Genomic DNA, 20,158 nt, shown 5'->3' with positions numbered 1-20,158 from the left:
ATGGCCGGCCAGACCGAAAGCAAGACCGAAAAGCTGCTTTCCATCCTGAAACTGCAGCCGGTGGTGCCGGTGCTGATCGTCGACGATGTGAAATCGGCCGTGGGGCTCGCCCGGGCGCTCGTGGCTGGTGGCCTCAGGGCGATCGAGATCACCATGCGCACGCCCGCCGCCCTTGATGCGGTCAAGGCCGTCGCCGCCGAAGTCGAAGGCGCCAATGTCGGCGCAGGCACCATCCTGAACGCCAGGGATTTCGATGCGGCCGTCAGGGCGGGCTCGACCTTCATCGTCAGCCCCGGCGTGACGCCGGGCATTGCGGCTGCGGCAGATGCTTCCGATGTCCCGCTGCTGCCGGGTGCGGCGACCGCGAGCGAAGTCATGGCGCTGCGCGAAGCGGGCTACAGCGTCATGAAATTTTTCCCCGCCGAGCAGGCTGGCGGTGCGCCTTACCTCAAGGCGCTGTCCTCGCCGCTTGCCGGCACGCTCTTCTGCCCGACCGGCGGCGTATCGCTGAAAAACGCCAACGATTATCTCTCGCTGCCGAACGTCGTCTGCGTCGGCGGTTCGTGGGTCGCGCCGAAGGAGCTTGTCGCGGCCGGCGATTGGGCGGGCATCACCAAGCTCGCTTCGGAAGCGGCGGCGCTGAAGGCCTAGTCGGCTTCATTCCGAGGTCGGCGTGTCGCTCGGGAGGGGCCGGCATGCACAAGGGTTCATGCCTCTGCGGCGCGGTGACCTTCGAGGTCGAGGGGGAACTCTCCGCGCCGGATGCCTGCCACTGCTCCAAATGCCGCAAGCATTCCGGCCACTATTTCGCGTCCACCGATGTGCCGAAGGATCGACTGACGGTTCATGGCGCTGAGAATGTCGGCTGGTATCAGTCTTCCGAGAAGGTCAGGCGGGTTTTTGCACCACCTGCGGTTCTTCGCTGTTCTGGGACCCGCCGCAGAGGGACTGGATCGCCGTAGCGATGGGCGCTTTCGACACGGCGACGAGGACGCAGTTGCGCATGCATATCTTCGTGGCCGACAAGGGCGACTACTACGACATCACCGACGGATTGCCGCAGCACGCGCAATAACGGCCACCTTCCGTTGCGGCATTCGCAGGCCTCCGGCGGCATCTGGCGCCAGTACCCGTCTTTGTAATTTCACAATCGCATTCCTATCTTCCCGGGAACACAAACAGGGAGATGACGATGTTCGACGCGAAAAAGCTTCTGGACCAATTTCTGGGATCGCAGATACCCGGCATGTCGGGAAGCGTGAAGGACAGGGCAGGGCAGGCGACCCAGCTTGCGAAGAACAATCCGATGGCGACCGGCGCGATCGTTGCCGCACTCCTCGGCACGAAGACCGGCCGCAACCTCGCCGGCAATGTCGCGACCGTCGGCGGCATCGCGGCGATCGCCGGTCTCGGTTATCTCGCCTACAAGAACTACAAGTCCGGCCAGTCGCCGGAGGCGGTTCCGCAGCCGGCACCGCAGGCCGAAACGCCTCTGCTTGCGCCGCCGGCCGACTCGCCGTTCAGCCCGCAGTCGTCGCAGCTCAGCAATGATTTTGCACTGACGTTGGTGCGCGCCATGATCGCCGCCGCCAAAGCGGACGGCCATATCGATGCGGCCGAGCGGGCCAATATCATGGACAAGGTACATGCGGTCGACCTCGGTTCGGAGGCCGAAGCCTTCATCGAACAGGAACTCTCCAACCCGGTCGACATGGATGATCTGATCGCAGCGGCCGGCACCGAGGAACAGAAGGTCGAGCTGTATACCGCGACCCGGGTGACGATCGATCCCGATACCCGCGCCGAACGCGGCTATCTCGATCTGCTTGCCGGTCGCCTCGGCCTGCCGGATGCGCTGATCGATCATATCGACGCGACGGTCTCGGCAGCGAAAGTGAAGGTCTGAGCGGAAGGACCGCTCCAAACCTCACCTTGCTCATGCGGCTCCCGCATCCATGCCGGCCCGCCGTCGAAAGTGCTCGACGGCGAAGTCGACGAAGGCCCGCACGCGGGCCGAAACCATTCGTCCCTCCGCGTGCACGATATGGATCGGCACCGGTTCGCGCTCGTATTCCGCAAGCACGATCCTGAGGCGGCCCGCTTCGATTTCCGGAGCGACCTGATAGGACTGGAACCGGGATAGGCCCCAGCCCGCCACCGCTGCGGCGATCGCCGCGTCGTTCGTGTTGCAGATGAGCCTGGGGCTCACCGGCACGCGGATGCTGCTGTCCTTGCCGAACAGCCATTCGGAGTGCCCGAACAGTCCGTCGCGCCCGATGATGGCGTGGCTCGCCAGATCCGCCGGCTTTTCCGGTTCGCCACGGCGGGCGAAATAGTCAGGCGAGCCGCAAAGCACCTGCCTGATCGATCCGACCCGGCGGGCAATCAGGCCGGAGGCCGGCAGAGTGGCGATGCGGACGGCGACGTCCAGGCCCTCTTCCACGAGATTGGTGACCCGGTCCACGAAGACGGTTCTCACCTGCATGGCGGGATAACGGTTCAGGAACTCCAGAATAATGGGCAGCACATGAATGCGCCCGAAAAGCGCGGGTGCGGTGACGGTGAGCAAACCGGCCGGCTGCGTGAAACTGCCTGCCGCATTGGCTTCCGCCTCCGCGATTTCCGCGAGGATACGGCGGCAATCGGCGACATAACCTTCGCCCGCCGCAGTCAGCTTCAACGAGCGGGTCGTGCGGACGAGAAGACGCGTGCCGATCAGGTCCTCGAGCCCGGCCACCGCCCGCGTCACCGAGGGAGGGCTCATATGCAGGAGCTTGGCGGCCGGGGCGAACCCGCCGCTGTCCACCACCTGCACGAACACCCGCATCGCCTGCCACCGGTCCATAGAGCCTCCGCTTATTATTTCAGTTTTTGAAATTGTTCAGTGCCGTTTTTCTATCTTACCAACGAATCGCTTAACAATCACTATGGCGAGGTCACTGCATTCAGGAGGCTCTGATGAAGCTCTACTACCATCCGCTGTCGGGCCATGCGCATCGTGCGCGGCTCTTTCTGTCGCTGCTCGGCATCGATCACGAGCTGGTCTTCGTCGATCTTTCGAAGGGGGAGCACAAGCAGGCCGACTTCCTCAAGCTGAACCCGTTCGGCCAGGTTCCGGTACTTGACGACAACGGTACCATCGTCTGCGATTCCAATGCCATTCTCGTCTATCTTGCGAAGAAGGCCGGACGAAAAGACTGGCTCCCCGAGGACGCCAGGGGCGCTGCCGCGGTCCAGCGGTGGCTGTCGGTTGCCGCCGGGCAGATCGCCCATGGACCGGCTCAGGCGCGGCTCATAACCGTATTCAAGGCGCCATATCGCCCGGAGGAGGTCATTCCTCGTTCCCACGCCATTCTGGCCCTGATCGAGACCGAGTTGGACGGCCGATACTGGATCGCATCCGAAGGCCCGACCATCGCCGACATCGCCCTTTACAGCTACGTGGCGCGCGCTCCGGAAGGGGACGTGGACCTCGCAGACTATGCGAATATCCGCGCCTGGCTGGATCGTGTCGAGGCGCTGCCGGGCTTTGTCGATTTCCAGAAGACGCCGGTTGGCCTTGCAGCCTGAGGAGTAACCCATGGACAGCCCGATCCTGCCTCCCTCGCCATGGCATCACGGCGAAATCGCTCTCCAGACGCGGCTTGGCGTGGAAGCGCGGATGGACGAGGTCGGGCGCCACGTGTTGCGCGGCCACCTGATCGATCAGCATCGGGAATTTTATCCTCTGCTGCCGATGGCGGTGTTGGGAGCCGTGGATCCGGACGGCGACGTCTGGGCCACCCTTCGTGCCGGTCTGCCGGGTTTTCTCCATGCGCCGGATTCCGCCAGGCTTTCCGTCGATCTGGAAAGGGATTTTACCGATCCAGCCGAAACCGGCATGGATGACGGGGCGTCTCTGGCACTTCTCGGCATCGATCTCGGCACCCGCCGCCGCAACCGGTTGAACGGGACACTACGCCGGCATGCCGGAGGCTTCGATCTTTCTGTCCAGCAGAGCTTCGGCAATTGCCCGAAATATATCCAGCTTCGGCAGGTCCGGTTCGTCCGCGAGCCGGAAAAGCCTTCCGTCGTGCCCCCGCGAGAAAGCTCCACGCTCGAAGGAGCCGCGCTTGCTCTCGTGCGGCAGGCGGATACCTTTTTCGTCGCGACCTATGCCGATCTTTCGGGCGAGCGTCAGGTCGACGTCTCCCATCGCGGCGGCCGGTCGGGCTTCGTGCATGTGGGGGACGACGGCTGGCTGACGATACCCGATTTCGTCGGCAACCGCTTCTTCAACACACTTGGCAATATCGCGATCAATCCGCGTGCAGGGCTTGTTTTTACGGACTTCTCGACGGGCGGCCTGCTGCAGATGACCGGCGACGCCGAATTGCTCTTCGATCATCCGGAAGGCCAACAGCTTGAAGGCGCCGAACGCTATTGGCGGTTCCGCCCACGCAGGCTCGTCTGGCGGGCCGATGCCCTGCCCATTCGCTACGAGCTTGAGGAGTGGTCGCCCTTCGCATTGGCGACCGGCAGCTGGCGGAGCGGCCTCGATCAACCGCGGCGGTAGAATTCGCTCCCCTTCGGCCCCAGCCGCTCGGCGGGCGATCGGAGGCCCCGTTGCCTTTCCCCTTGCGCTGGCCTAAGCCTCTGTTCGTCAAGACAGAGGCCTTCCATGCGCGATCTCAAGAATTACAAAGTGGGTGCACCCGCACCCGTTACACTGAAGGGCAGTTTCGTCACGCTCGAACCCTATGACAGGCAAGCGCATCTTTCCGGTCTTTGGCAGGCACTTGGTGGCGCGGAAGGCATCAATACGCTGCTCAAATATTTCCCCAATGACGACTACGGATCGGCTGAAGAACTGGGGGCGTGGCTGGAGAACGCCCGCATCAATTCCAGTTTCGTGACGCTTGTCGCCCGCGAAAACGCCACCGGTGCGATTGTCGGCATGGCGAGCTACATGCGCCCCGATCCGAAGAACGGCGTGGTGGAAGTCGGTTCCGTCGCCCATGGCCTGGCAATGAAGCGGTCGCCCATGTCGACCGAGCTGCATTACCTGATGGCAAAGCACGTCTTCGACGATCTCGACTACCGTCGCTACGAGTGGAAATGCCACAACGAAAACGAGGCGAGCAAGGTGACGGCGCTGCGCTACGGCTTCACTTTCGAGGGCGTCTTCCGCCAGCATGTCATCTCCCGCGGCGCCAACCGCGATACGGCCTGGTTCTCGATGATCGATACGGAATGGCCGATCATCAAGGCCGCTTTCGAGGCCTGGCTGGCGCCGGAGAATTTTGACGCGGAAGACAGGCAGAAACGGCGGCTCGAAGATATCCGCGCCGAGATTGCAGACGGAGCTGCCGCATGACCCCCGAGAGCCGTTCCCAGGCGACCGCCGCTGCCGTCATCCTGCTTTGTGTGGGACTGGTGATCTATTTCCTGCCGACGCTGGTGCTCTGGATCGGCAATTATTCGCCGGTGCTCGGTTTCGCCGTCGGCGCGGCGCTGTTGCTTGGTTTCTTCCTGATCTTCTGGCTAAGGGCGCGCTACCAGCGGCGGAAGTAGTCAGGCGCGTTCTCTCATGAGCCGCGGCAGTGCGGCCGCCAGAGCGTCGACGGCGAGCCGGACCTTCAACGGCAGATACGGCGTCTGCAGCCAAAGAGCATGGCAATCGTAGAGAAACGGCGGCTGATCCGGAAGGAGCCCGACCAGCACGCCGGCCTCGATCCGCTCGCGCACTAGCCAATAGGGCACCCACGCCAAACCCATGCCCATCACGGCGGCATCGGCAATCGCATCCAAGTCATCCAGCCGGATGCGATTGAGCGGCGTCACTTCCAGCGGCGGCAGCCCGTCTCTCGGAAAGAGCCAGGGTGGAACCGGTCCCGACCGCCGATAGATCACCGCACGATGGCTGGCGAGTTCCTCGGCCGCATTTGGCCGGCCGTGGGTTTCCAGATAGGCCGGTGAGGCGCAGACGACCATGGGTTGGCGGGCAACACGGCGGGCGATGACGCCGGCGCGGCTTTCCAGTTCGCCGGTGCGGATCGCCAGGTCATAGCCGTCATCGGCAAGATCGACGAAACGGTCGCCAAAAGCGAGATCCAGTTCCAGCGACGGATATTGCCGTGCGAAGTCCATCAGCACGGGAAGCACGCAATGCCGTCCGAAATGGACAGGCATGGCCACCCGCAACCTGCCGCGCGGCTCGGACTGGTGATCGACCGCCAGTGCGTCGGCGGCTTCGGCTTCCGCAAGGATCATCCGGCAGCGATCGTAATAGGCACGGCCGAGATCGGTGAGGCTCTGGCGGCGCGTCGTCCTGTTGAGGAGGCGCGCACCCAGCCGATGTTCAAGAAACTGCACGTGCTTGCCGATCATGGGAGCGGAAAGATCAAGTGCCGCTGCGGCAGCCGCGAAGGAGCCCAAGTCGACGACCTTGACGAATGCGGCCATGCTGGTCAGTCGATCCATATTCGAAAGCCCTGGTTATTTCTGTCTCGCCAAGGATGCTATTTATCGTGGTGATAGCGGATGTCATAGCTCATTCAATTCAATTATTTCGGAGTTGAAACGGAATGGCACGTGTCGTTCGCTTCCATGAGCATGGTGGCCCCGAGGTTCTGCGCATCGAGACCGTCGATGCTCCGCCGCCTGGTGAAGGTGAAGTACGCATTCGCGTCAAGGCGCTCGGCCTCAACCGTGCCGAGGCCCTGTTGCGGGCCGGAACCTATATCGAAACGCCAAGCTTGCCTTCGGGCCTCGGGCTTGAAGCGGCTGGTATCGTCGACAGGGTCGGGGAGGGTGTGGAAGGGTTTGCGCCGGGTGACGCCGTAAGCATCGTGCCGCCGATCTCGATGATCCGCTGGCCGGCTTATGGCGACCAGGTCAGCTTTCCCGCCAATCTGCTGGTCAGGCATCCGCCGTCGCTGAGCTTCGAGGCCGCAGCCGCCCTCTGGATGTCGTATCTCACCGCCTATGGAGCCCTGATCGGCATCGCTCAGGTCGCAAAGGGCGATTTCGTCGCCATCACCGCGGCCTCGAGCAGCGTCGGGCTCGCCGCGATCCAGATCGCCAACCTCGTCGGCGCGACCCCCATCGCCATCACCAGAACGTCGGCCAAGAAAGAGGCATTGCTGCAGGCAGGTGCCAGCCATGTCGTCGTTTCGGCGGAAGAGGATCTGGAAGGTCGTCTAAAGCAGATCACCGGTGCGGAAGGCGTCCGGGTGGTGCTGGATGCGATCGGCGGCCCGATTTTCGAACCGCTGACGGCCGCCATGTCGCGCGGCGGACTTCTTCTGGAATATGGGGGCCTGAGCGCCGAGCCGACGCCCTTTCCGCTTTTTACCGCGCTTTCCAAAAGCCTGATGCTGCGCGGTTATCTCGTCCACGAGATCACCGGGAACCCTGTTCGGCTGGAGGCCGCCAAGGCATTTATCCTTGCAGGACTGGAAAAAGGCTTGCTCAGGCCGGTTATTGCCAGGACCTTTCCGTTCGAGGAGATCGTCGAGGCGCACCGCTTTCTCGAATCGAACCAACAGTTAGGCAAGATCGTCGTGACGGTCTGAGTTAGGCCTGAAGTGCCGCACCAAGCAGGGACAGGCCCACCAGCAGCACGAAAAGCGCGCCGCCGATCTCGATCGCATGGCCGATGCGGCGCCCGGTCCGCGAACCGGGGCCGGCGATCCGCAGCGCGAGGTCCTTGGCACCCACCGCTATCATCGCCAGGATCGTCACGGTGATCGCCGTGCCGATCGACATGGCCAGCACCGAGAGTATCCCGCCGAGATAAAGGCTGTTCAGAAGCGCGAAGCTCATCACCAGGATCGCGCCGGAGCAGGGGCGCAGGCCGACGGCTATGATGGCCGACCAGGCTTCCCGCAGGCTGAAATCCCTGGCTTCGAGCATCGCCGGGTCAGGCATGTGGCTGACGCCGCAGGTCTCGCAGTAATCGCCTCGGCCCTGATATTCGTGATCGTCGACTTCGATCGCCTGGAAATTGAGGCCCGTCGAACCGCGGCCGGGGCCGGCCGGCGCTGCCATCGGCAAGCTCACCACGCGCATGCGGAGCGCACGGACCTTCTTGAAAAGAAGCCAGGCTCCGAAAAGCGCCACCAGCGCGAAACTGGCGATCTCCATGACCTGGGTCGCCTGAGTCATGGAGATGCCGCTGCCGCGCAGCAGCACGAAGGCCGCTCCGACCAGAAGGATCGCCACCGCGCCCTGGAGAAGAGAGGAGATGAAGGAGATGACGATGCCGCGTTTCAGCGCGATCTCGTTGGCGATCATGTAGGAGGAGATCACCGCCTTGCCGTGCCCGGGGCCGGCCGCATGGAAGACGCCATACGCAAAGGAGAGGCCGATCAGGCCGGAAAGCGCCCACGGGTCCTCGCGCATCGCTCGCAGCGCGCCCGTCAGCGCCCTATAGAAGGCCTGCTGATGCGTGTTGATCCAGGCGAAGAAGGGGCCGAGTGGTCCGCCAACCGAGAATGCCGGTTCGGCCGATCCGACGCCGAGCGGCGATTGTGCATGCGCGGCGCCGGCAATCACCAGCGCCGCAAGAACGGTCAGCGCCAGAGTGCGGCGGCTCTTCAGCATGTCACTTCCAGTCTGGTGGCGAACAGTTTCGACATGTCGGTGCCGGTCGGATCGCTGAAGAAGGCGTCGGTCAGCGAGGCGCTGTTTTGCGAAAGCACTTCATCCGGGTCCGGACGCACCACCTTGTGCTGGCAATGCGAGAACCCGGTCCCTTGCGCCACCAGGTCGCCATCGGTCGGAAAGTCGATCGAGGTGTACATGGAAGGATCATAGATGCCGAAGGCGAGTTTGCCCTTCAGCGGGACCGGTTTTTCCGGTTTGATCGCGAAGATGACGAGGATCTGGCTGCCCTCGAGCGAGACGTGGATCACGTCCGGCTGCTGCACGCCGATATTGGCCCCGTTCATCGTGATCGTTGTGAAATAATGGTAGTCGGCAAGCGACTTGCGCATCACCTCGCCGAGTTCGGCAAGCTCGTTCTCGTCCAGCTTGAGATTGGTGTTCTTGTCGAAGTCGAGCAGGACGCTCGAGGAAAAGACCTCGTCGAAGCGCCAGACATTGTGGAGTTCGCCGAGATTGCCGTCGTTGCCGGCCACCACCTCCAGCCTTGCTTCCGCGAAGATATGCGGATGGGCAAGCGCGGGAAGCGGCATGCAGGTCGCCGCAAGCGCGGCAATTGTCGAGATTTTATAACGCATATTCCGTCTGAATCTCCCCGGTTCGCCAGCGCCTGCTTTGCCTCGCAAATGAGACGGAATTTCGACTCGGGGGCGCCTGCGAGCCTATCGACTCAATGCTGCCTGCGGAACCAGGCGGAGAGAAAATCGACGAAGCTTCTGACCTTCGCCGGCAGGTAGCGGCGATGCGGATAGACGGCATAGATGCCGCGATCTCTAGCAATGTAGTCGTCGAAGAGGGTGACGAGTTCGCCCGACTGGATCGAGGCATTGGCAATGAAATCGGGGATGATCGCCACGCCGATGCCGGCGCGGGCGGCCCGCAGCGTTGCCTGCGGGCTGTTGACCTCCATCGGACCGCTGACGGCGACCGAAATGGTGGAGCCTTCGGCATTCGTGAAGCGCACATTGTTGTGCCAGCGCGAATTGGTGTCGATGATGAAGGGAACCCGGTTGAGGTCCTGCGGGTGTTCGAGCGGACCGTATTGGGCGACGAAATCCGCGGTCGCGACGGTATAGACCCGGAAATCGGAGAGCTTCTTGGCGATCAGGCCGGAATCTTCCAGTTTGGTGATTCGGATGGCGAGGTCGAAATTCTCCTCGATCAGGTCGACGAACCGGTCTTCCGCGACGATTTCGAGGGAAACTTCCGGATGCGTCTTGGCGAAATCGATGAGCGACTGGCCCACTTCGGCGTCGACGAAGGTGCGCGGCACGGAAACCCGCAGCCGTCCCTTGAGGTCCGCGTTGTTCTCGCGCACCAGATCGGCGAGGTTGTCGATCTCCTTCAGGATGTCGGCGGCGGTGCGGTAATAGGTATGGCCGGCCTCGGTCATCGAGAACTGGCGGGTGGTGCGGTTGAGCAGCAGCGCCCCCAGATCGTCTTCCAGTTCGCGCACATATTTTGACAGCAGCGCCTTCGATCGGCCGGTCCGTCGTGCGGCGGCCGAAAAGCCTTCCGCCTCAACCACATCGATGAAGGCCCGCATGCGTGTCAGAGTGTCCAAATGTCGCCCCCTTGCTTGGTGAAGCCCTAGGTGGGATGTCGTTTGCGATTGTGCAATGCGAATTTTCAGTGACGGCCAAAAAATCTCTTGATTATGACGACGAATATTCTTATCTCCCGGCTTGCCCAAAGTCGCACGTGCCTGTGGGTGTCCGCCGACCCTCGAATTGGGATTTTATCCCTAAGGTGAGGTCATCGGTAAGGTACCTGGAACTAACCCCTCCAGTCGCTATTCCGGCCAACCGGGAAATGCGAGGACATCTTGAAGCAACGACGGTGCGGGCCTTTCTAGTCTCTGCAGGCTTTCCATCAGCCTGCAATACTGAAGAGGCACACCATCATTGCCGGAAGTGCGGTAGGGACAACCCTCCAATCCAAGGCAGACAAAGCCGGATCATTGCTCGTGGCAGGGCGTTGATCCACATATCGCGCGTTTGAGCGTGTTCACGGTACCGGTGTCTCCACCAACTGGTCCGTACGCATTCTCATCCGTCCTTTGTCCTCCGGTTCGCAGCCGGAGCCTGAAGATTTTGAAGGGACTGACCGATGACCACTGCTCGCATCCTCGACTTCATCAAGACCCAGCGTCCCGAAGGACCGTTTCTTGTTGTCGATCTCGACGTCGTGCGCGACAATTTCAACGCCTTCCGTCATGCCCTGCCGGACAGCGCGATCTACTACGCGGTCAAGGCCAACCCGGAACCGGCAATTCTGAAGCTTCTCGCTTCGATGGGGTCGAACTTCGATTGCGCCTCGGTCGCCGAAATCCAGATGGCTCTCGACGCCGGCGCTTCGGCTGATCGCATCTCCTTCGGCAACACGATCAAGAAGGAACGCGACATCGCTCGCGCCTTCGCGCTCGGCGTCGGCCTCTATGCCGTCGACAGCCATGAGGAAGTCGAGAAGATTTCTCGCGCTGCCCCGGGTGCGAAGGTATTCTGCCGCGTGCTGACCGATGGCGAAGGCGCCGAATGGCCGCTGTCGCGCAAGTTCGGCTGCGTCCCGCAGATGGCCGTCGACGTGCTCGTCTACGCTCACCAGCTCGGCCTGGAGTCCTACGGCGTGTCCTTCCATGTCGGCTCGCAGATGACCAAGGTCGATGCCTGGGATGCGGCTCTTGCCGATGCCAAGCGCGTCTTCGGTTCGCTCGCCAAGCAGGGCATCGTCCTGCAGATGGTCAACATGGGCGGTGGTTTCCCGACCAAGTACCTGCGCGACGTGCCGAAGGCGGAAGAGTATGGCAAGGCGATTTTCGCTTCGCTGCGCAAGCATTTCGGCAACAACCTGCCGAAGACGATCATCGAGCCGGGTCGCGGCATGGTCGGCAATGCGGGCGTCATCAAGGCGGAAGTCGTCCTGGTCTCGCGCAAGTCGGACAACGACAACCATCGCTGGGTCTTCCTCGACATCGGCAAGTTCGGCGGTCTCGCCGAAACCATGGACGAGGCGATCCGCTACCCGATCCGCACGACACGCGATCAGGACGAGATGGAGCCCTGCGTTCTGGCCGGCCCGACCTGCGACTCGGCCGACGTGATGTACGAGAAGAACATGTATCCGCTGCCGGTCTCTCTGACGATCGGCGACGAGGTTCTGATCGAAGGCACCGGCGCCTACACGACGACCTATTCGGCCGTCGCCTTCAACGGCTTCGAGCCGCTCAAGGCCTACGTCATCTAAGACGTTCGTTTCCGCCCGCCCCGTAACCAGTCGGGGCGGCAAATTCACAATTTTCCGCAGTACCGCCTTGAACGGTTTTGGGTTCGGGAGGCCAAGATGGCCACTGTTCTTGATTCTGTCCGCGCAATTTTCGCGCCGAACAACACCTTTGCCATCGATGCCGAAACACCGGCCGACGTGGTTGCCCGTGAAACCCTGCTCGATCGCGCCATGGGCTCGGATCGCAGGTTGAAGTCGTCTGAAAAGATCCGCCGCGGCCGCGTGCCGGCGGAAGGTCTGGCAATCGTCGCGCGCGACGGCGCCGGCCATGTGATCGGCACCGTGCGCCTTTGGAATGTCGAAGCCGGCATTTCGCCCGAGGGTGCGCCGATCGAGGCGCTGCTGCTCGGCCCGCTCGCGGTCGATTCCGCCCATGAGGGGAAGGGGATCGGCGGAGCATTGATGCGTGCGGCGATTACCGAGGCCCATAAGCGGGGCCATGGTGCGGTGCTGCTCGTCGGCGATGCGGCCTATTATGAACGGTTCGGCTTTTTTGCCGACAAGACCCGGCATCTCGTCATGCCCGGCCCCTTCGAGCGCTCTCGTTTCCTGGCGCTCGAACTGAAGGCCGGCTGGCTGGAAGGTGCCGCGGGCATGATCGTGCCGAACGGACGCAAGCTGGCCTGAGCGAAAAACACATTTAGCAAGCCCAGGCCGCGCGTCTTTCCGATCTGCCCGAACCCCGCGTCTTTGAAACGAGACGCGGGGTTTTCTTTGCCTCCCGTCCAAGGCAGGTCGCGCGCCTGACCGACACGGGAAACATGCGACAAATTCGCCTTGTGTCGCCTCCACCTGACATCCGTCAACCGTGGTTGATCCTGATCAATCCCACTCTTCGAGGAGGACCGTAGACCGGTCTTCGCAAAGAGATTTTGATCCCAGGAGAGACCAATGAACAGGAATGGCGCACGGCATCTGAGATGGCTGGCGGGCATGGGCGCGGCTTTTTTCGCATTCGGGGCAGCGGCCGCGGACCTCACGCCGGCTCCCGTTGCCCCGGCGGCGGAGGAGATGGCGACTGGGCAAAGCCCGTGGCAGATCCGCGTACGCGGTTTGGGCGTCATCACTGAGGATCGCGGTTCGGTCGACGGTGTGCCGGGTTCTGATCTGTCCTTTTCCGATTCGGTTATTCCGGAGCTGGATATCACCTACTTCTTCACCGACAACATCGCCGCCGAACTCATCCTCGGTACGACCTATGCGAACATCAAGGAAGACGGCGTCGTCGGCGTTCCGGTCGGCCGCGCCTGGCTCCTGCCGCCGACGCTGACGTTGCAGTACCACTTCACCGATTTCGGCGCCTTCAAGCCCTACGTGGGCGCGGGCGTCAACTATTCGTTCTTCTATAACCAGTCGGAGAAGGCGGGCTTTCACAACCTCGACGTCGACAATCATGTCGGCGCAGCGCTTCAGGTCGGTTTCGACTACATGATCGACCAGCATTGGGGGGTGAACTTCGACGTGAAGAAGATCTTCCTGGAAACTGACTGGAAGGCCGATCACGATGTTCTCGGTCCGCTCTCCGGAAAAGCGAAGATCAATCCCTGGCTGGTCGGGGCGGGCGTGACCTACCGGTTCTAGGACGGGTAATCCCACAAGGGGAAACGGTGCGGCTTATCACCGCGCCGTTTTTGTCTGGAGAAATATTCAACCATATGGTTGACTATCGAGAGTCTCACCTCTATATTCAACTGTATGGTTGAATTACGCACCCCCGAACTCGACAATGTCTTTCATGCCCTCGGCGATGCGACGCGCCGGCACATGCTTCGCAGCCTTGCGGGCGGCGAGCGCACCGTGAGCCAGCTTGCGGAGCCCTTTGCGATCTCGCTTGCGGCGGCCTCCAAGCACATCAAGGCGCTGGAAAATGCGGGGTTGATCCGCCGCGAGGTGCGCGGCCGCACCCATATCTGCCGCCTTGCTCCCGGGCCGCTCGCCGGCGCCCACGAATGGCTGAGCTTCTACGAGCGGTTCTGGAACAACAGACTGGATGAGCTCGAAAGACTTCTCCGCGAGGAGGATGCAGCAAGACCCAAAAAAACGGAAAGAGGAGACGAGAAATGAACGACCTTGCAACCATCAGTGCCTATGGCGCGGTAACCGAGCCCGCCACCATCAAGATCGAGCGCCTGCTTCCCGGTTCGATCGACCGGGTATGGGCCTACCTCACGCAAAGCGAGCTGCGGCGCCGTTGGCTGGCTGCGGGCGACATGGAAATGAAGGTGGGGTCTCCCTTCGAGCTTGTCTGGCGGAACGACGAACTGACCGATCCACCCGGCAATCGCCCCGAGGGTTTTGCCGAAGAGCACAGGATGCAGAGCCGCATCACGGAACTCGATCCGCCCCGCAAGATGACCTTCACCTGGGGAGAGCACGGCGAGGTCTCCTTCGAACTGGAAACCATCGGCGGCGACGTCCTGCTCACCGTCATCCACCGCCGCATCTCCGACCGCAACAACATGCTGATGATCGGCGCAGGCTGGCATATGCATCTCGACGTCCTCGCCGCCCGGTTGACGGGCGCAAAGACGGAACCCTTCTGGGATGGCTGGAATCGCCTCAAGAAGGAATACGAGCCCCGAATCCCGGCGTGAACGAATTTGACGATGCAGGCTCCGCCGGTTTCGTCCGGCGGAGCTGAGGCTCCGGCAGATTTCGCATTTGCCTCAACCGCGGTAAATCGCCTCTAGTCTGGCAAGATCGGCAATCTTCAGCTCGACGGGATCCATGCCGTCGCGAAGAGGCTTGAACCAGGCCGACGCCTCCTGAACCCTTTTGCCGTGCGGTTCCGGGTACATGCTCAGCCCCAGCACCCATTGACGAACGATTTCCCGCTCCATCCGGCCGGCGGCATAGCGATCATGGACTGCCTTGGCCGAGTTGGTGAGATCTTCGACTTTCTTCATCAATGCACCGACGGATCGGTCGCGGTTTCGTCGAAGAAAGACCGGATGCCGTCGCGCTCCACCGTCGCAAGGAATTCATCGAAAGCTTCGCGGTCGGTTGCGAAAGGTTCGTCCCACGACGTCACGTCCTCCTCTTCGGTGATCACCTCGAGCATCCAGTCGCCTTGGCCGCCTGCAGGGCGGAAAATGTCGACAAGCACAGTGATGCCGTCCTCGGTGAATTCGCCGGCGAGTTCGGAATGTTCGGTCTTGGGGGCTTTGGCCATGGTGATGTCGGCTCTCATGAGACGTCGGGTGGTTCGTTCGGTCGGTACGACCGGGCTGCCGAGACGTCAATACACCGCTTCCCGCGCGGACTCCACTGTGATGATGACGATCGACCGCCATGATCGCACCGCGCCGAAAGCCGCTTGATCGGCGATGGGGCAGGCCTATTTCCCGCTCATGGATACGCCGAACCCCCAGCCAAAATCCACCTTCTCAAGTTTCAGGTCGCTCAGGCTTGCACTGCAGCGCCTGGAGCGGGGCCGCGATTATTGGGCTCTGCGCTGGCAGGCGCTCCTGGCATTTATCGATCTCAGCATCCTCGCCTTCTTTCTTCTCGGACCTTATCTGAGGACCGGGCCCTCCTACCTGATCATCGACTATGCGATTGCGGTATGGATCGGCGCCGAGCTTTTGGCGCGGGCCCTTGCGGCGCCATCCTTCCGGACATTTTTCAAAAGGCCGATGACGTGGATCGACGCGGTCATCCTCGCGACGCTCCTGTTTCCCGAGATCCTGTTCAACTTCGCCTTCCTCAGGGTGATGCGCCTATGGGCGATCGGCAAAAGCCCGCTCCTGCGCGAAGGCCTGCGTTGGGCCGGCTGGGGCCATCTTCAGGATGTCGTCCGCGCCGCCCTGAATTTCCTTGTCTTCCTCTTCATGGTGACGGGCTTCGTCTATACCACCTTCTTCTACCGGGAAGAGGGCGGCGAGGGTTTCGTCGACGCCCTCTATTTCACGGTGGCGACCATCACCACCACGGGCTTCGGCGATATCACGCTGCCCGGCACCGCCGGCAAGCTGACATCCGTCATCACCATGATCATCGGCATCTCCCTTTTCGTCAGGCTCGCCCAGGCAGTGGTGCGGCCCTACAAGGTGCAGTTCCCCTGTCCTCAATGCGGGCTGCAGCGGCACGATACGGACGCCGTACACTGCAAGGCCTGCGGCCACCTTCTCAACATTCCCGACGAAGGCGACTAGCAATCTGGCACCGGCGTTTGGCGGCAACAACCATCAGGCGTCACTCGGGTGCGACGATACGGATGGTGCGTGTTCCGACGGGAGCGCCTGTCGCGCGGTCGATGGTGACGGGATCGATCTCCGTTCCGGTCTCGGCATCGAAGAAGCGGGTCACCTTACCGCCACCGCGATGCTTGCGTCCCCACGCGCCGATCGCAAACAGGACCGGCAGAAAATCGCGACCGGCTTCAGTCAGCAGATATTCATCCCGGGGGGGGCGGTCGGAATAGCGGCGTTTCTCCAGCAGCCCCTCCTCCGTCAGGCCTGAAAGCCGTCCGGTCAGCATGGTCGGCGCAATGCCGAGGCTCTTGCGAAACTCGTCGAAGCGGGTCAGCCCCGCATGGGCGTCGCGCATGATCAGCATGCTCCATGCGTCTCCTACAAGCGCCAGGCTTCTGGCGATCAGGCATGGTTGGTTCGAAAGATTTTTCATGTCGATATCTTTTTGATAGTGACTAACTACTAATTTCATAGTAACTTATCGCTCATCGATATTCCACGCTAAAATGAAAGCACTAACCGATGAGCAAAACGGAACGCGGCATAGCACTCGTCACGGGGGCTTCCTCAGGCATTGGCCTGGTAACGGCACGAGCGTTGCTGCGCGATGGCTATCGTGTCTTCGGCACCAGCCGGAAGCCGATGCCAGACACCCCGGACGGGGTCACGATGCTAATATGCGACGTAACCGATGACGCATCGGCGCAGAGGGTTGTCGATGAGGTTCTGGATCGCGCCGGGCGGATCGATCTTCTCGTAAACAATGCGGGGATCGGATTGCTTGGCGGGGCTGAGGAATCCACGACTGAACAGGCGAAGGCCGTGTTCGACGTCAACGTGTTCGGCACGATACGAATGACAAACGCAGTCCTGCCCGTGATGAGACGCCAGGGCAGGGGCCGAATTATCAACCTCAGTTCCATACTCGGGCTGATCCCTGCGCCTTTTAACGCTCTCTACGCATCGACCAAGCACGCCGTCGAGGGCTATTCGGAGTCTCTCGACCATGAGGTGCGAACACAGGGCATCCGCGTCGTGCTCGTCGAGCCTGGCGTGACCCGCACGTCCTTCGAAGAAAACATCACCCGACCAGACCAGCCGCTTGCCGTCTATGATACGGTACGCGCCGACGCGGAGAGGCTGATGCGCGAAATCGTCGCGAAGGGCGATGCACCCGAAGTGGTCGCCGAAACAGTCGTAAAGGCCGCCAATGCGGCATCCCCCAAACGACGTTACACGGCCGGAAAAGCCGCAGGGCAGGTCCGTTTCATACGCCGCTTCCTGCCCGAGTCCGTCGTCGACAGGAACCTTCGAAAGTTCAACCGGCTCCCCAATTGAGCTTTCATCGCCGCATTGCCGGCGCTGCCGGCACACCATAGAAACGAGAGTTAGTCCTATGAAGTCATTCCTGATCGATCACTATTCGAAAGGTGGTGCGCTGCGGCTCGGCGAAAGTCCCATGCCGGAGCTGCGGGAAAACGACGTCCTGGTGGAGATTCATGCCGCCGGGGTGAACCCCTTGGACAACAAGATCAGGGATGGAGAGTTCAAGCTCATCCTGCCCTACCGTCTTCCGCTGGTGCTCGGCAACGATCTCGCGGGCATCGTGGTCCGGGTCGGAGCCAATGTCCGGAAGTTCAAACCAGGCGACGAGGTCTATGCACGCCCGGCCCAGGATCGCATCGGGACATTTGCGGAGTATATCGCCATCGACGAGGCCGATCTGGCGATGAAGCCGAGCAATCTGACCATGGAAGAGGCCGCATCCATTCCGCTTGTCGCCCTGACGGCATGGCAGGTGCTTGTTGAGCGGGCGAACTTGCAGAAGGGGCAAAAGGTGCTGATACATGCCGGCTCGGGCGGCGTGGGTGCGATCGCGATCCAGCTTGCCAAGCATCTCGGGGCCTATGTGGCTACCACTGCCGGCACGGCAAATACCGATCTGGTGAAAAGTCTCGGTGCAGACGTTGTGGTCGATTACAAGAAGAATGACTTCGAGACAGTGCTGCGGGACTATGATGTCGTGCTGAACAGTCTTGGGAAGGATACGCTGGAAAAATCCCTTCGGGTGCTGAAGCCCGGCGGAAAGCTCATCTCGATTTCCGGCCCGCCCGATCCGCAGTTCGCGAGGCAGAACGGCTTCGGCTGGCTGCTTCGACAGGTCATGCGCCTGTTGAGTTTCGGCATCAGGAGAAAATCGAAACGCCAAGGCATCAACTATTCGTTTCTCTTCATGACAGCCAACGGTGGGCAGCTCGGAAGGATCGCCTCCCTGATCGAGGCGGGTCACATACGGCCTGTAATGGACCGTGTTTTCCCGTTCGAAAAAACCAACGAGGCAATGGACTATGTCGAAACGGGTCGTGCGAAGGGGAAGGTCGTCATCACGGTGAAGCAGGTGCCATAGCCAGCGAAGAGGTGCCAAACAAAGCCCGGCACTGGCGTCGTTTCTCATCCGATATGGGTCGTTGCGCGCCACGATCACCAACATCGCGCAGGCGCTCACGCCTGATCACCTCCGTGTGAATCTCGCCCCTCGGCCATATTCCCGCGAAGGATCCTGCTCTAGTTTGCCCGCATGATCACACGTCGCGCCACTTTGCTATCCCTGCCTTTCGCGCTTTCCGCCGCCCGCGGCTTTGCCCAGACCGCGTCGCAGCTGCCTGTGCCCCAGCCGCCGGTGACGTTGAACACGGTCTTCGAAGGGGCTGCGGAACTGGAGCCGCTGAAGGTCGTGCTCGTTTCCCGAAATGGCGAGATGCTCGCCGAGCGGGCATTCAACGGCCATTCTCTCAATGCCCCGACCAACATCAAGTCGGCTTCGAAATCGATCGTCTCCTGCCTTGTCGGCATTGCGATCGACAGGCGGCTGCTCGACGGGCCGGACCAGAAGATCGCGCCGATCCTGAAGGCCGACCTGCCGACCAATCCCGATCCCCGCATCCACGACATCACTATCGGCAATCTCCTTTCCATGCAGGCGGGGCTCAGCCGCATGTCCGGGCCGAACTACGGCCGCTGGATCTCAAGCCGGAACTGGGTGCGCTTCGCGCTTGCCGAGCCGTTTGACGGAGAGCCAGGCGGTTCGATGCTCTATTCCACCGCCTCGACACATCTGCTTTCGGCGATCCTCACGCGGGTCGGCAGGAAGTCGACGCTTGCGCTGGCACGGGAATGGCTGGCGCCGGTCGAAGGTTTTCGCATCGGCTCCTGGGAACGCGATCCTCAGGGCATCTATCTCGGCGGCAATCAGATGGCCATGACCGCCCGCTCGCTGCTCGCTTTCGGAGAACTCTACCGGAACGGCGGGAAAACAAGGGAAGGGAGGCAGATCGTCTCGAAGGGCTGGATCGACCAGTCCTGGATGCCGCGCACCAATTCCCGCTTCTCCGGCGATGGCTACGGTTACGGCTGGTTCTTGCGCACGATCGGCGGCGAGGAGGTCAAGTTCGGCTGGGGTTATGGCGGCCAGATGGTCTATATCGTCCCGTCTCTGGGTTTGACCGTCGTCATGACCTCCGCAGACACCGGACCGTCCGCCCGCAGCGGCTATCGCGACGACCTGCACAACCTGCTCGCCGAGATCATCGGGGTGGTGCGGCAGGTATGAGCGGGGATGTTTGGGCGGCGTCGGTGAGAAATAGCCGTTTGTGTTCAGTCTCTCTCTGTCCAATCCATGCTTCCATCATCCACGCCGTGCATGCCGGCGCTATTTTGACGGCGTCATCGGGCAGGGAGCCGGGTTCGCGAACCGGTTTGCCACGGGAGCAATCCGGCGTCCGGTGATGGTCGTAAAGGCAAGGGAAGCGCCGTCAGGGCGCCAGCCGCCGGAAGACGTTTCGGAATTTGGACCCTCCGGAACCGCTCTTTTAGAGCGTTTCATCGCTTGACTGAATCTGATGGGATTCCCGTGGGCCGGTTTTGTGATTCAAGGTGCTGGCTGGGCGGAGGCCAGCATCTGATGACACGAGCTCTTTCGAATGATCTTCGCGAGCGTGTTGTGGCGGCGGTTGTGGCCGGTGAGAACTGCCGTTCGG

Annotated in this window: 24 protein-coding genes and 1 pseudogene; 17 read left to right on the top strand and 8 right to left on the bottom strand. The window is 61.8% G+C overall.

From position 1 onward, the window contains the following. From C5L13_RS24400 to C5L13_RS24390, 3 genes and pseudogenes are all read left to right on the top strand, one after another. Entirely contained in the window at positions 1 to 651 is a 651-nt protein-coding gene (locus C5L13_RS24400) for a 2-dehydro-3-deoxy-phosphogluconate aldolase (RefSeq protein ID WP_105385991.1), read from the top strand. Between the two features lie 44 nt (positions 652 to 695). Then, positions 696 to 1,075 (top strand): annotated as a pseudogene (locus tag C5L13_RS24395) (GFA family protein). A 117-nt stretch (positions 1,076 to 1,192) separates the two neighbouring features. Continuing rightward, positions 1,193 to 1,906, top strand: a complete 714-nt coding sequence (locus tag C5L13_RS24390; RefSeq protein ID WP_105385877.1) for a tellurite resistance TerB family protein — start codon at positions 1,193 to 1,195, stop codon at positions 1,904 to 1,906. 30 nt (positions 1,907 to 1,936) lie between these two features. On the opposite strand, the gene C5L13_RS24385 is transcribed toward C5L13_RS24390, so the two are convergent. Next, a complete protein-coding gene (locus C5L13_RS24385) occupies positions 1,937 to 2,845 on the bottom strand; it encodes a LysR family transcriptional regulator (RefSeq protein ID WP_105385876.1) in 909 nt (302 codons plus the stop codon). A 113-nt stretch (positions 2,846 to 2,958) separates the two neighbouring features. Here C5L13_RS24385 and C5L13_RS24380 point away from each other — a divergent pair, with 113 nt between their 5' ends. From C5L13_RS24380 to C5L13_RS24365, 4 genes are all read left to right on the top strand, one after another. Next, a complete protein-coding gene (locus C5L13_RS24380; protein ID WP_105385875.1) occupies positions 2,959 to 3,570 on the top strand; it encodes a glutathione S-transferase family protein in 612 nt (203 codons plus the stop codon). A 10-nt stretch (positions 3,571 to 3,580) separates the two neighbouring features. Next, entirely contained in the window at positions 3,581 to 4,555 is a 975-nt protein-coding gene (locus C5L13_RS24375; RefSeq protein WP_105385874.1) for a pyridoxamine 5'-phosphate oxidase family protein, read from the top strand. A 105-nt stretch (positions 4,556 to 4,660) separates the two neighbouring features. Further along, positions 4,661 to 5,356 carry a GNAT family N-acetyltransferase gene (locus tag C5L13_RS24370; protein ID WP_105385873.1) on the top strand — a complete coding sequence of 232 codons (696 nt, stop codon included), beginning with the start codon at positions 4,661 to 4,663 and terminating at the stop codon, positions 5,354 to 5,356. Continuing rightward, positions 5,353 to 5,553 carry a hypothetical protein gene (locus C5L13_RS24365; RefSeq protein ID WP_105385872.1) on the top strand — a complete coding sequence of 67 codons (201 nt, stop codon included), beginning with the start codon at positions 5,353 to 5,355 and terminating at the stop codon, positions 5,551 to 5,553. The genes C5L13_RS24370 and C5L13_RS24365 overlap by 4 nt, the downstream gene beginning before the upstream one ends. Here C5L13_RS24365 and C5L13_RS24360 read toward each other — a convergent pair whose 3' ends face one another. Beyond that, entirely contained in the window at positions 5,554 to 6,462 is a 909-nt protein-coding gene (locus C5L13_RS24360; RefSeq protein WP_105385871.1) for a LysR family transcriptional regulator, read from the bottom strand. It lies immediately after the preceding gene. A gap of 104 nt (positions 6,463 to 6,566) precedes the next feature. Between C5L13_RS24360 and C5L13_RS24355 the strand changes: the two genes are divergently transcribed. After that, the gene (locus C5L13_RS24355) at positions 6,567 to 7,556 is read left to right on the top strand and encodes a zinc-dependent alcohol dehydrogenase family protein (RefSeq protein WP_105385870.1); all 990 of its coding nucleotides are present in this window, start codon (positions 6,567 to 6,569) and stop codon (positions 7,554 to 7,556) included. A 1-nt stretch (position 7,557) separates the two neighbouring features. Here C5L13_RS24355 and C5L13_RS24350 read toward each other — a convergent pair whose 3' ends face one another. The 3 genes from C5L13_RS24350 to C5L13_RS24340 all read right to left on the bottom strand — a co-directional run bounded on the left by C5L13_RS24350 (position 7,558) and on the right by C5L13_RS24340 (position 10,210). Next, positions 7,558 to 8,586 carry a nickel/cobalt transporter gene (locus C5L13_RS24350; protein ID WP_105385869.1) on the bottom strand — a complete coding sequence of 343 codons (1,029 nt, stop codon included), beginning with the start codon at positions 8,584 to 8,586 and terminating at the stop codon, positions 7,558 to 7,560. Then, complete coding sequence (locus C5L13_RS24345) at positions 8,580 to 9,224, bottom strand: DUF1007 family protein (RefSeq protein ID WP_105385868.1); 645 nt, start codon at positions 9,222 to 9,224, stop codon at positions 8,580 to 8,582. The genes C5L13_RS24350 and C5L13_RS24345 overlap by 7 nt, the downstream gene beginning before the upstream one ends. 92 nt (positions 9,225 to 9,316) lie before the next feature. Continuing rightward, positions 9,317 to 10,210, bottom strand: a complete 894-nt coding sequence (locus C5L13_RS24340) for a LysR family transcriptional regulator (protein WP_105385867.1) — start codon at positions 10,208 to 10,210, stop codon at positions 9,317 to 9,319. A 545-nt stretch (positions 10,211 to 10,755) separates the two neighbouring features. Between C5L13_RS24340 and odc2 the strand changes: the two genes are divergently transcribed. The 5 genes from odc2 to C5L13_RS24315 all read left to right on the top strand — a co-directional run bounded on the left by odc2 (position 10,756) and on the right by C5L13_RS24315 (position 14,522). Further along, a complete protein-coding gene (gene odc2 / locus C5L13_RS24335; protein ID WP_105385866.1) occupies positions 10,756 to 11,889 on the top strand; it encodes an ornithine/lysine decarboxylase in 1,134 nt (377 codons plus the stop codon). 96 nt (positions 11,890 to 11,985) lie between these two features. Then, positions 11,986 to 12,555 (top strand): GNAT family N-acetyltransferase, encoded by a 570-nt coding sequence (locus C5L13_RS24330; RefSeq protein WP_105385865.1) that lies wholly within the window; start codon positions 11,986 to 11,988, stop codon positions 12,553 to 12,555. Between the two features lie 306 nt (positions 12,556 to 12,861). Continuing rightward, a complete protein-coding gene (locus C5L13_RS24325; protein WP_245571460.1) occupies positions 12,862 to 13,509 on the top strand; it encodes an OmpW/AlkL family protein in 648 nt (215 codons plus the stop codon). Positions 13,510 to 13,623: 114 nt separating this feature from the next. Next, on the top strand, positions 13,624 to 13,992 hold the full coding sequence (locus C5L13_RS24320) for an ArsR/SmtB family transcription factor (RefSeq protein WP_105385863.1): 369 nt from the start codon (positions 13,624 to 13,626) through the stop codon (positions 13,990 to 13,992). Further along, positions 13,989 to 14,522 carry an SRPBCC family protein gene (locus tag C5L13_RS24315; RefSeq protein ID WP_105385862.1) on the top strand — a complete coding sequence of 178 codons (534 nt, stop codon included), beginning with the start codon at positions 13,989 to 13,991 and terminating at the stop codon, positions 14,520 to 14,522. Before C5L13_RS24320 ends, C5L13_RS24315 begins: the two co-directional genes overlap by 4 nt. A gap of 72 nt (positions 14,523 to 14,594) precedes the next feature. On the opposite strand, the gene C5L13_RS24310 is transcribed toward C5L13_RS24315, so the two are convergent. Continuing rightward, positions 14,595 to 14,834, bottom strand: a complete 240-nt coding sequence (locus C5L13_RS24310; protein ID WP_105385861.1) for a hypothetical protein — start codon at positions 14,832 to 14,834, stop codon at positions 14,595 to 14,597. After that, entirely contained in the window at positions 14,834 to 15,100 is a 267-nt protein-coding gene (locus C5L13_RS24305; protein ID WP_105385860.1) for a hypothetical protein, read from the bottom strand. Before C5L13_RS24305 ends, C5L13_RS24310 begins: the two co-directional genes overlap by 1 nt. 178 nt (positions 15,101 to 15,278) lie before the next feature. Between C5L13_RS24305 and C5L13_RS24300 the strand changes: the two genes are divergently transcribed. Then, the gene (locus tag C5L13_RS24300) at positions 15,279 to 16,082 is read left to right on the top strand and encodes a potassium channel family protein (protein ID WP_105385990.1); all 804 of its coding nucleotides are present in this window, start codon (positions 15,279 to 15,281) and stop codon (positions 16,080 to 16,082) included. 40 nt (positions 16,083 to 16,122) lie between these two features. Here C5L13_RS24300 and C5L13_RS24295 read toward each other — a convergent pair whose 3' ends face one another. Beyond that, entirely contained in the window at positions 16,123 to 16,554 is a 432-nt protein-coding gene (locus C5L13_RS24295; RefSeq protein WP_105385859.1) for a winged helix-turn-helix transcriptional regulator, read from the bottom strand. Between the two features lie 89 nt (positions 16,555 to 16,643). On the opposite strand from C5L13_RS24295, the gene C5L13_RS24290 reads away from it, so the two are divergent. The 3 genes from C5L13_RS24290 to C5L13_RS24280 all read left to right on the top strand — a co-directional run bounded on the left by C5L13_RS24290 (position 16,644) and on the right by C5L13_RS24280 (position 19,731). Next, positions 16,644 to 17,459 (top strand): oxidoreductase, encoded by an 816-nt coding sequence (locus C5L13_RS24290; RefSeq protein ID WP_105385858.1) that lies wholly within the window; start codon positions 16,644 to 16,646, stop codon positions 17,457 to 17,459. A gap of 58 nt (positions 17,460 to 17,517) precedes the next feature. Continuing rightward, complete coding sequence (locus C5L13_RS24285) at positions 17,518 to 18,528, top strand: NADP-dependent oxidoreductase (protein ID WP_105385857.1); 1,011 nt, start codon at positions 17,518 to 17,520, stop codon at positions 18,526 to 18,528. A 171-nt stretch (positions 18,529 to 18,699) separates the two neighbouring features. Continuing rightward, positions 18,700 to 19,731: a serine hydrolase domain-containing protein gene (locus C5L13_RS24280; protein ID WP_105385856.1), complete on the top strand. Its 1,032-nt coding sequence runs from the start codon at positions 18,700 to 18,702 to the stop codon at positions 19,729 to 19,731. Positions 19,732 to 20,158 lie beyond the last annotated feature (427 nt).

This window comes from Neorhizobium alkalisoli (assembly GCF_002968635.1).
GTDB classification, from domain to species: domain Bacteria; phylum Pseudomonadota; class Alphaproteobacteria; order Rhizobiales; family Rhizobiaceae; genus Neorhizobium; species Neorhizobium alkalisoli.
This window is presented reverse-complemented; position numbering and strand designations above follow the sequence as displayed.

What these genes read in the sequence shown, in the direction of transcription:
- C5L13_RS24400 (WP_105385991.1), top strand. Translation starts at nt 1, where the DNA reads ATGGCCGGCCAGACCGAAAGCAAGACCGAAAAGCTGCTTTCCATCCTG.
- C5L13_RS24390 (WP_105385877.1), top strand. Translation starts at nt 1,193, where the DNA reads ATGTTCGACGCGAAAAAGCTTCTGGACCAATTTCTGGGATCGCAGATA.
- C5L13_RS24310 (WP_105385861.1), bottom strand. Translation starts at nt 14,834, where the DNA reads ATGAAGAAAGTCGAAGATCTCACCAACTCGGCCAAGGCAGTCCATGAT.
- C5L13_RS24380 (WP_105385875.1), top strand. Translation starts at nt 2,959, where the DNA reads ATGAAGCTCTACTACCATCCGCTGTCGGGCCATGCGCATCGTGCGCGG.
- C5L13_RS24320 (WP_105385863.1), top strand. Translation starts at nt 13,624, where the DNA reads ATGGTTGAATTACGCACCCCCGAACTCGACAATGTCTTTCATGCCCTC.
- C5L13_RS24325 (WP_245571460.1), top strand. Translation starts at nt 12,862, where the DNA reads ATGGGCGCGGCTTTTTTCGCATTCGGGGCAGCGGCCGCGGACCTCACG.
- C5L13_RS24345 (WP_105385868.1), bottom strand. Translation starts at nt 9,224, where the DNA reads ATGCGTTATAAAATCTCGACAATTGCCGCGCTTGCGGCGACCTGCATG.
- C5L13_RS24360 (WP_105385871.1), bottom strand. Translation starts at nt 6,462, where the DNA reads ATGGATCGACTGACCAGCATGGCCGCATTCGTCAAGGTCGTCGACTTG.
- C5L13_RS24385 (WP_105385876.1), bottom strand. Translation starts at nt 2,845, where the DNA reads ATGGACCGGTGGCAGGCGATGCGGGTGTTCGTGCAGGTGGTGGACAGC.
- C5L13_RS24295 (WP_105385859.1), bottom strand. Translation starts at nt 16,554, where the DNA reads ATGAAAAATCTTTCGAACCAACCATGCCTGATCGCCAGAAGCCTGGCG.
- C5L13_RS24350 (WP_105385869.1), bottom strand. Translation starts at nt 8,586, where the DNA reads ATGCTGAAGAGCCGCCGCACTCTGGCGCTGACCGTTCTTGCGGCGCTG.
- C5L13_RS24305 (WP_105385860.1), bottom strand. Translation starts at nt 15,100, where the DNA reads ATGGCCAAAGCCCCCAAGACCGAACATTCCGAACTCGCCGGCGAATTC.
- odc2 (WP_105385866.1), top strand. Translation starts at nt 10,756, where the DNA reads ATGACCACTGCTCGCATCCTCGACTTCATCAAGACCCAGCGTCCCGAA.
- C5L13_RS24370 (WP_105385873.1), top strand. Translation starts at nt 4,661, where the DNA reads ATGCGCGATCTCAAGAATTACAAAGTGGGTGCACCCGCACCCGTTACA.
- C5L13_RS24375 (WP_105385874.1), top strand. Translation starts at nt 3,581, where the DNA reads ATGGACAGCCCGATCCTGCCTCCCTCGCCATGGCATCACGGCGAAATC.
- C5L13_RS24280 (WP_105385856.1), top strand. Translation starts at nt 18,700, where the DNA reads ATGATCACACGTCGCGCCACTTTGCTATCCCTGCCTTTCGCGCTTTCC.
- C5L13_RS24365 (WP_105385872.1), top strand. Translation starts at nt 5,353, where the DNA reads ATGACCCCCGAGAGCCGTTCCCAGGCGACCGCCGCTGCCGTCATCCTG.
- C5L13_RS24315 (WP_105385862.1), top strand. Translation starts at nt 13,989, where the DNA reads ATGAACGACCTTGCAACCATCAGTGCCTATGGCGCGGTAACCGAGCCC.
- C5L13_RS24290 (WP_105385858.1), top strand. Translation starts at nt 16,644, where the DNA reads ATGAGCAAAACGGAACGCGGCATAGCACTCGTCACGGGGGCTTCCTCA.
- C5L13_RS24330 (WP_105385865.1), top strand. Translation starts at nt 11,986, where the DNA reads ATGGCCACTGTTCTTGATTCTGTCCGCGCAATTTTCGCGCCGAACAAC.
- C5L13_RS24300 (WP_105385990.1), top strand. Translation starts at nt 15,279, where the DNA reads ATGGATACGCCGAACCCCCAGCCAAAATCCACCTTCTCAAGTTTCAGG.
- C5L13_RS24355 (WP_105385870.1), top strand. Translation starts at nt 6,567, where the DNA reads ATGGCACGTGTCGTTCGCTTCCATGAGCATGGTGGCCCCGAGGTTCTG.
- C5L13_RS24285 (WP_105385857.1), top strand. Translation starts at nt 17,518, where the DNA reads ATGAAGTCATTCCTGATCGATCACTATTCGAAAGGTGGTGCGCTGCGG.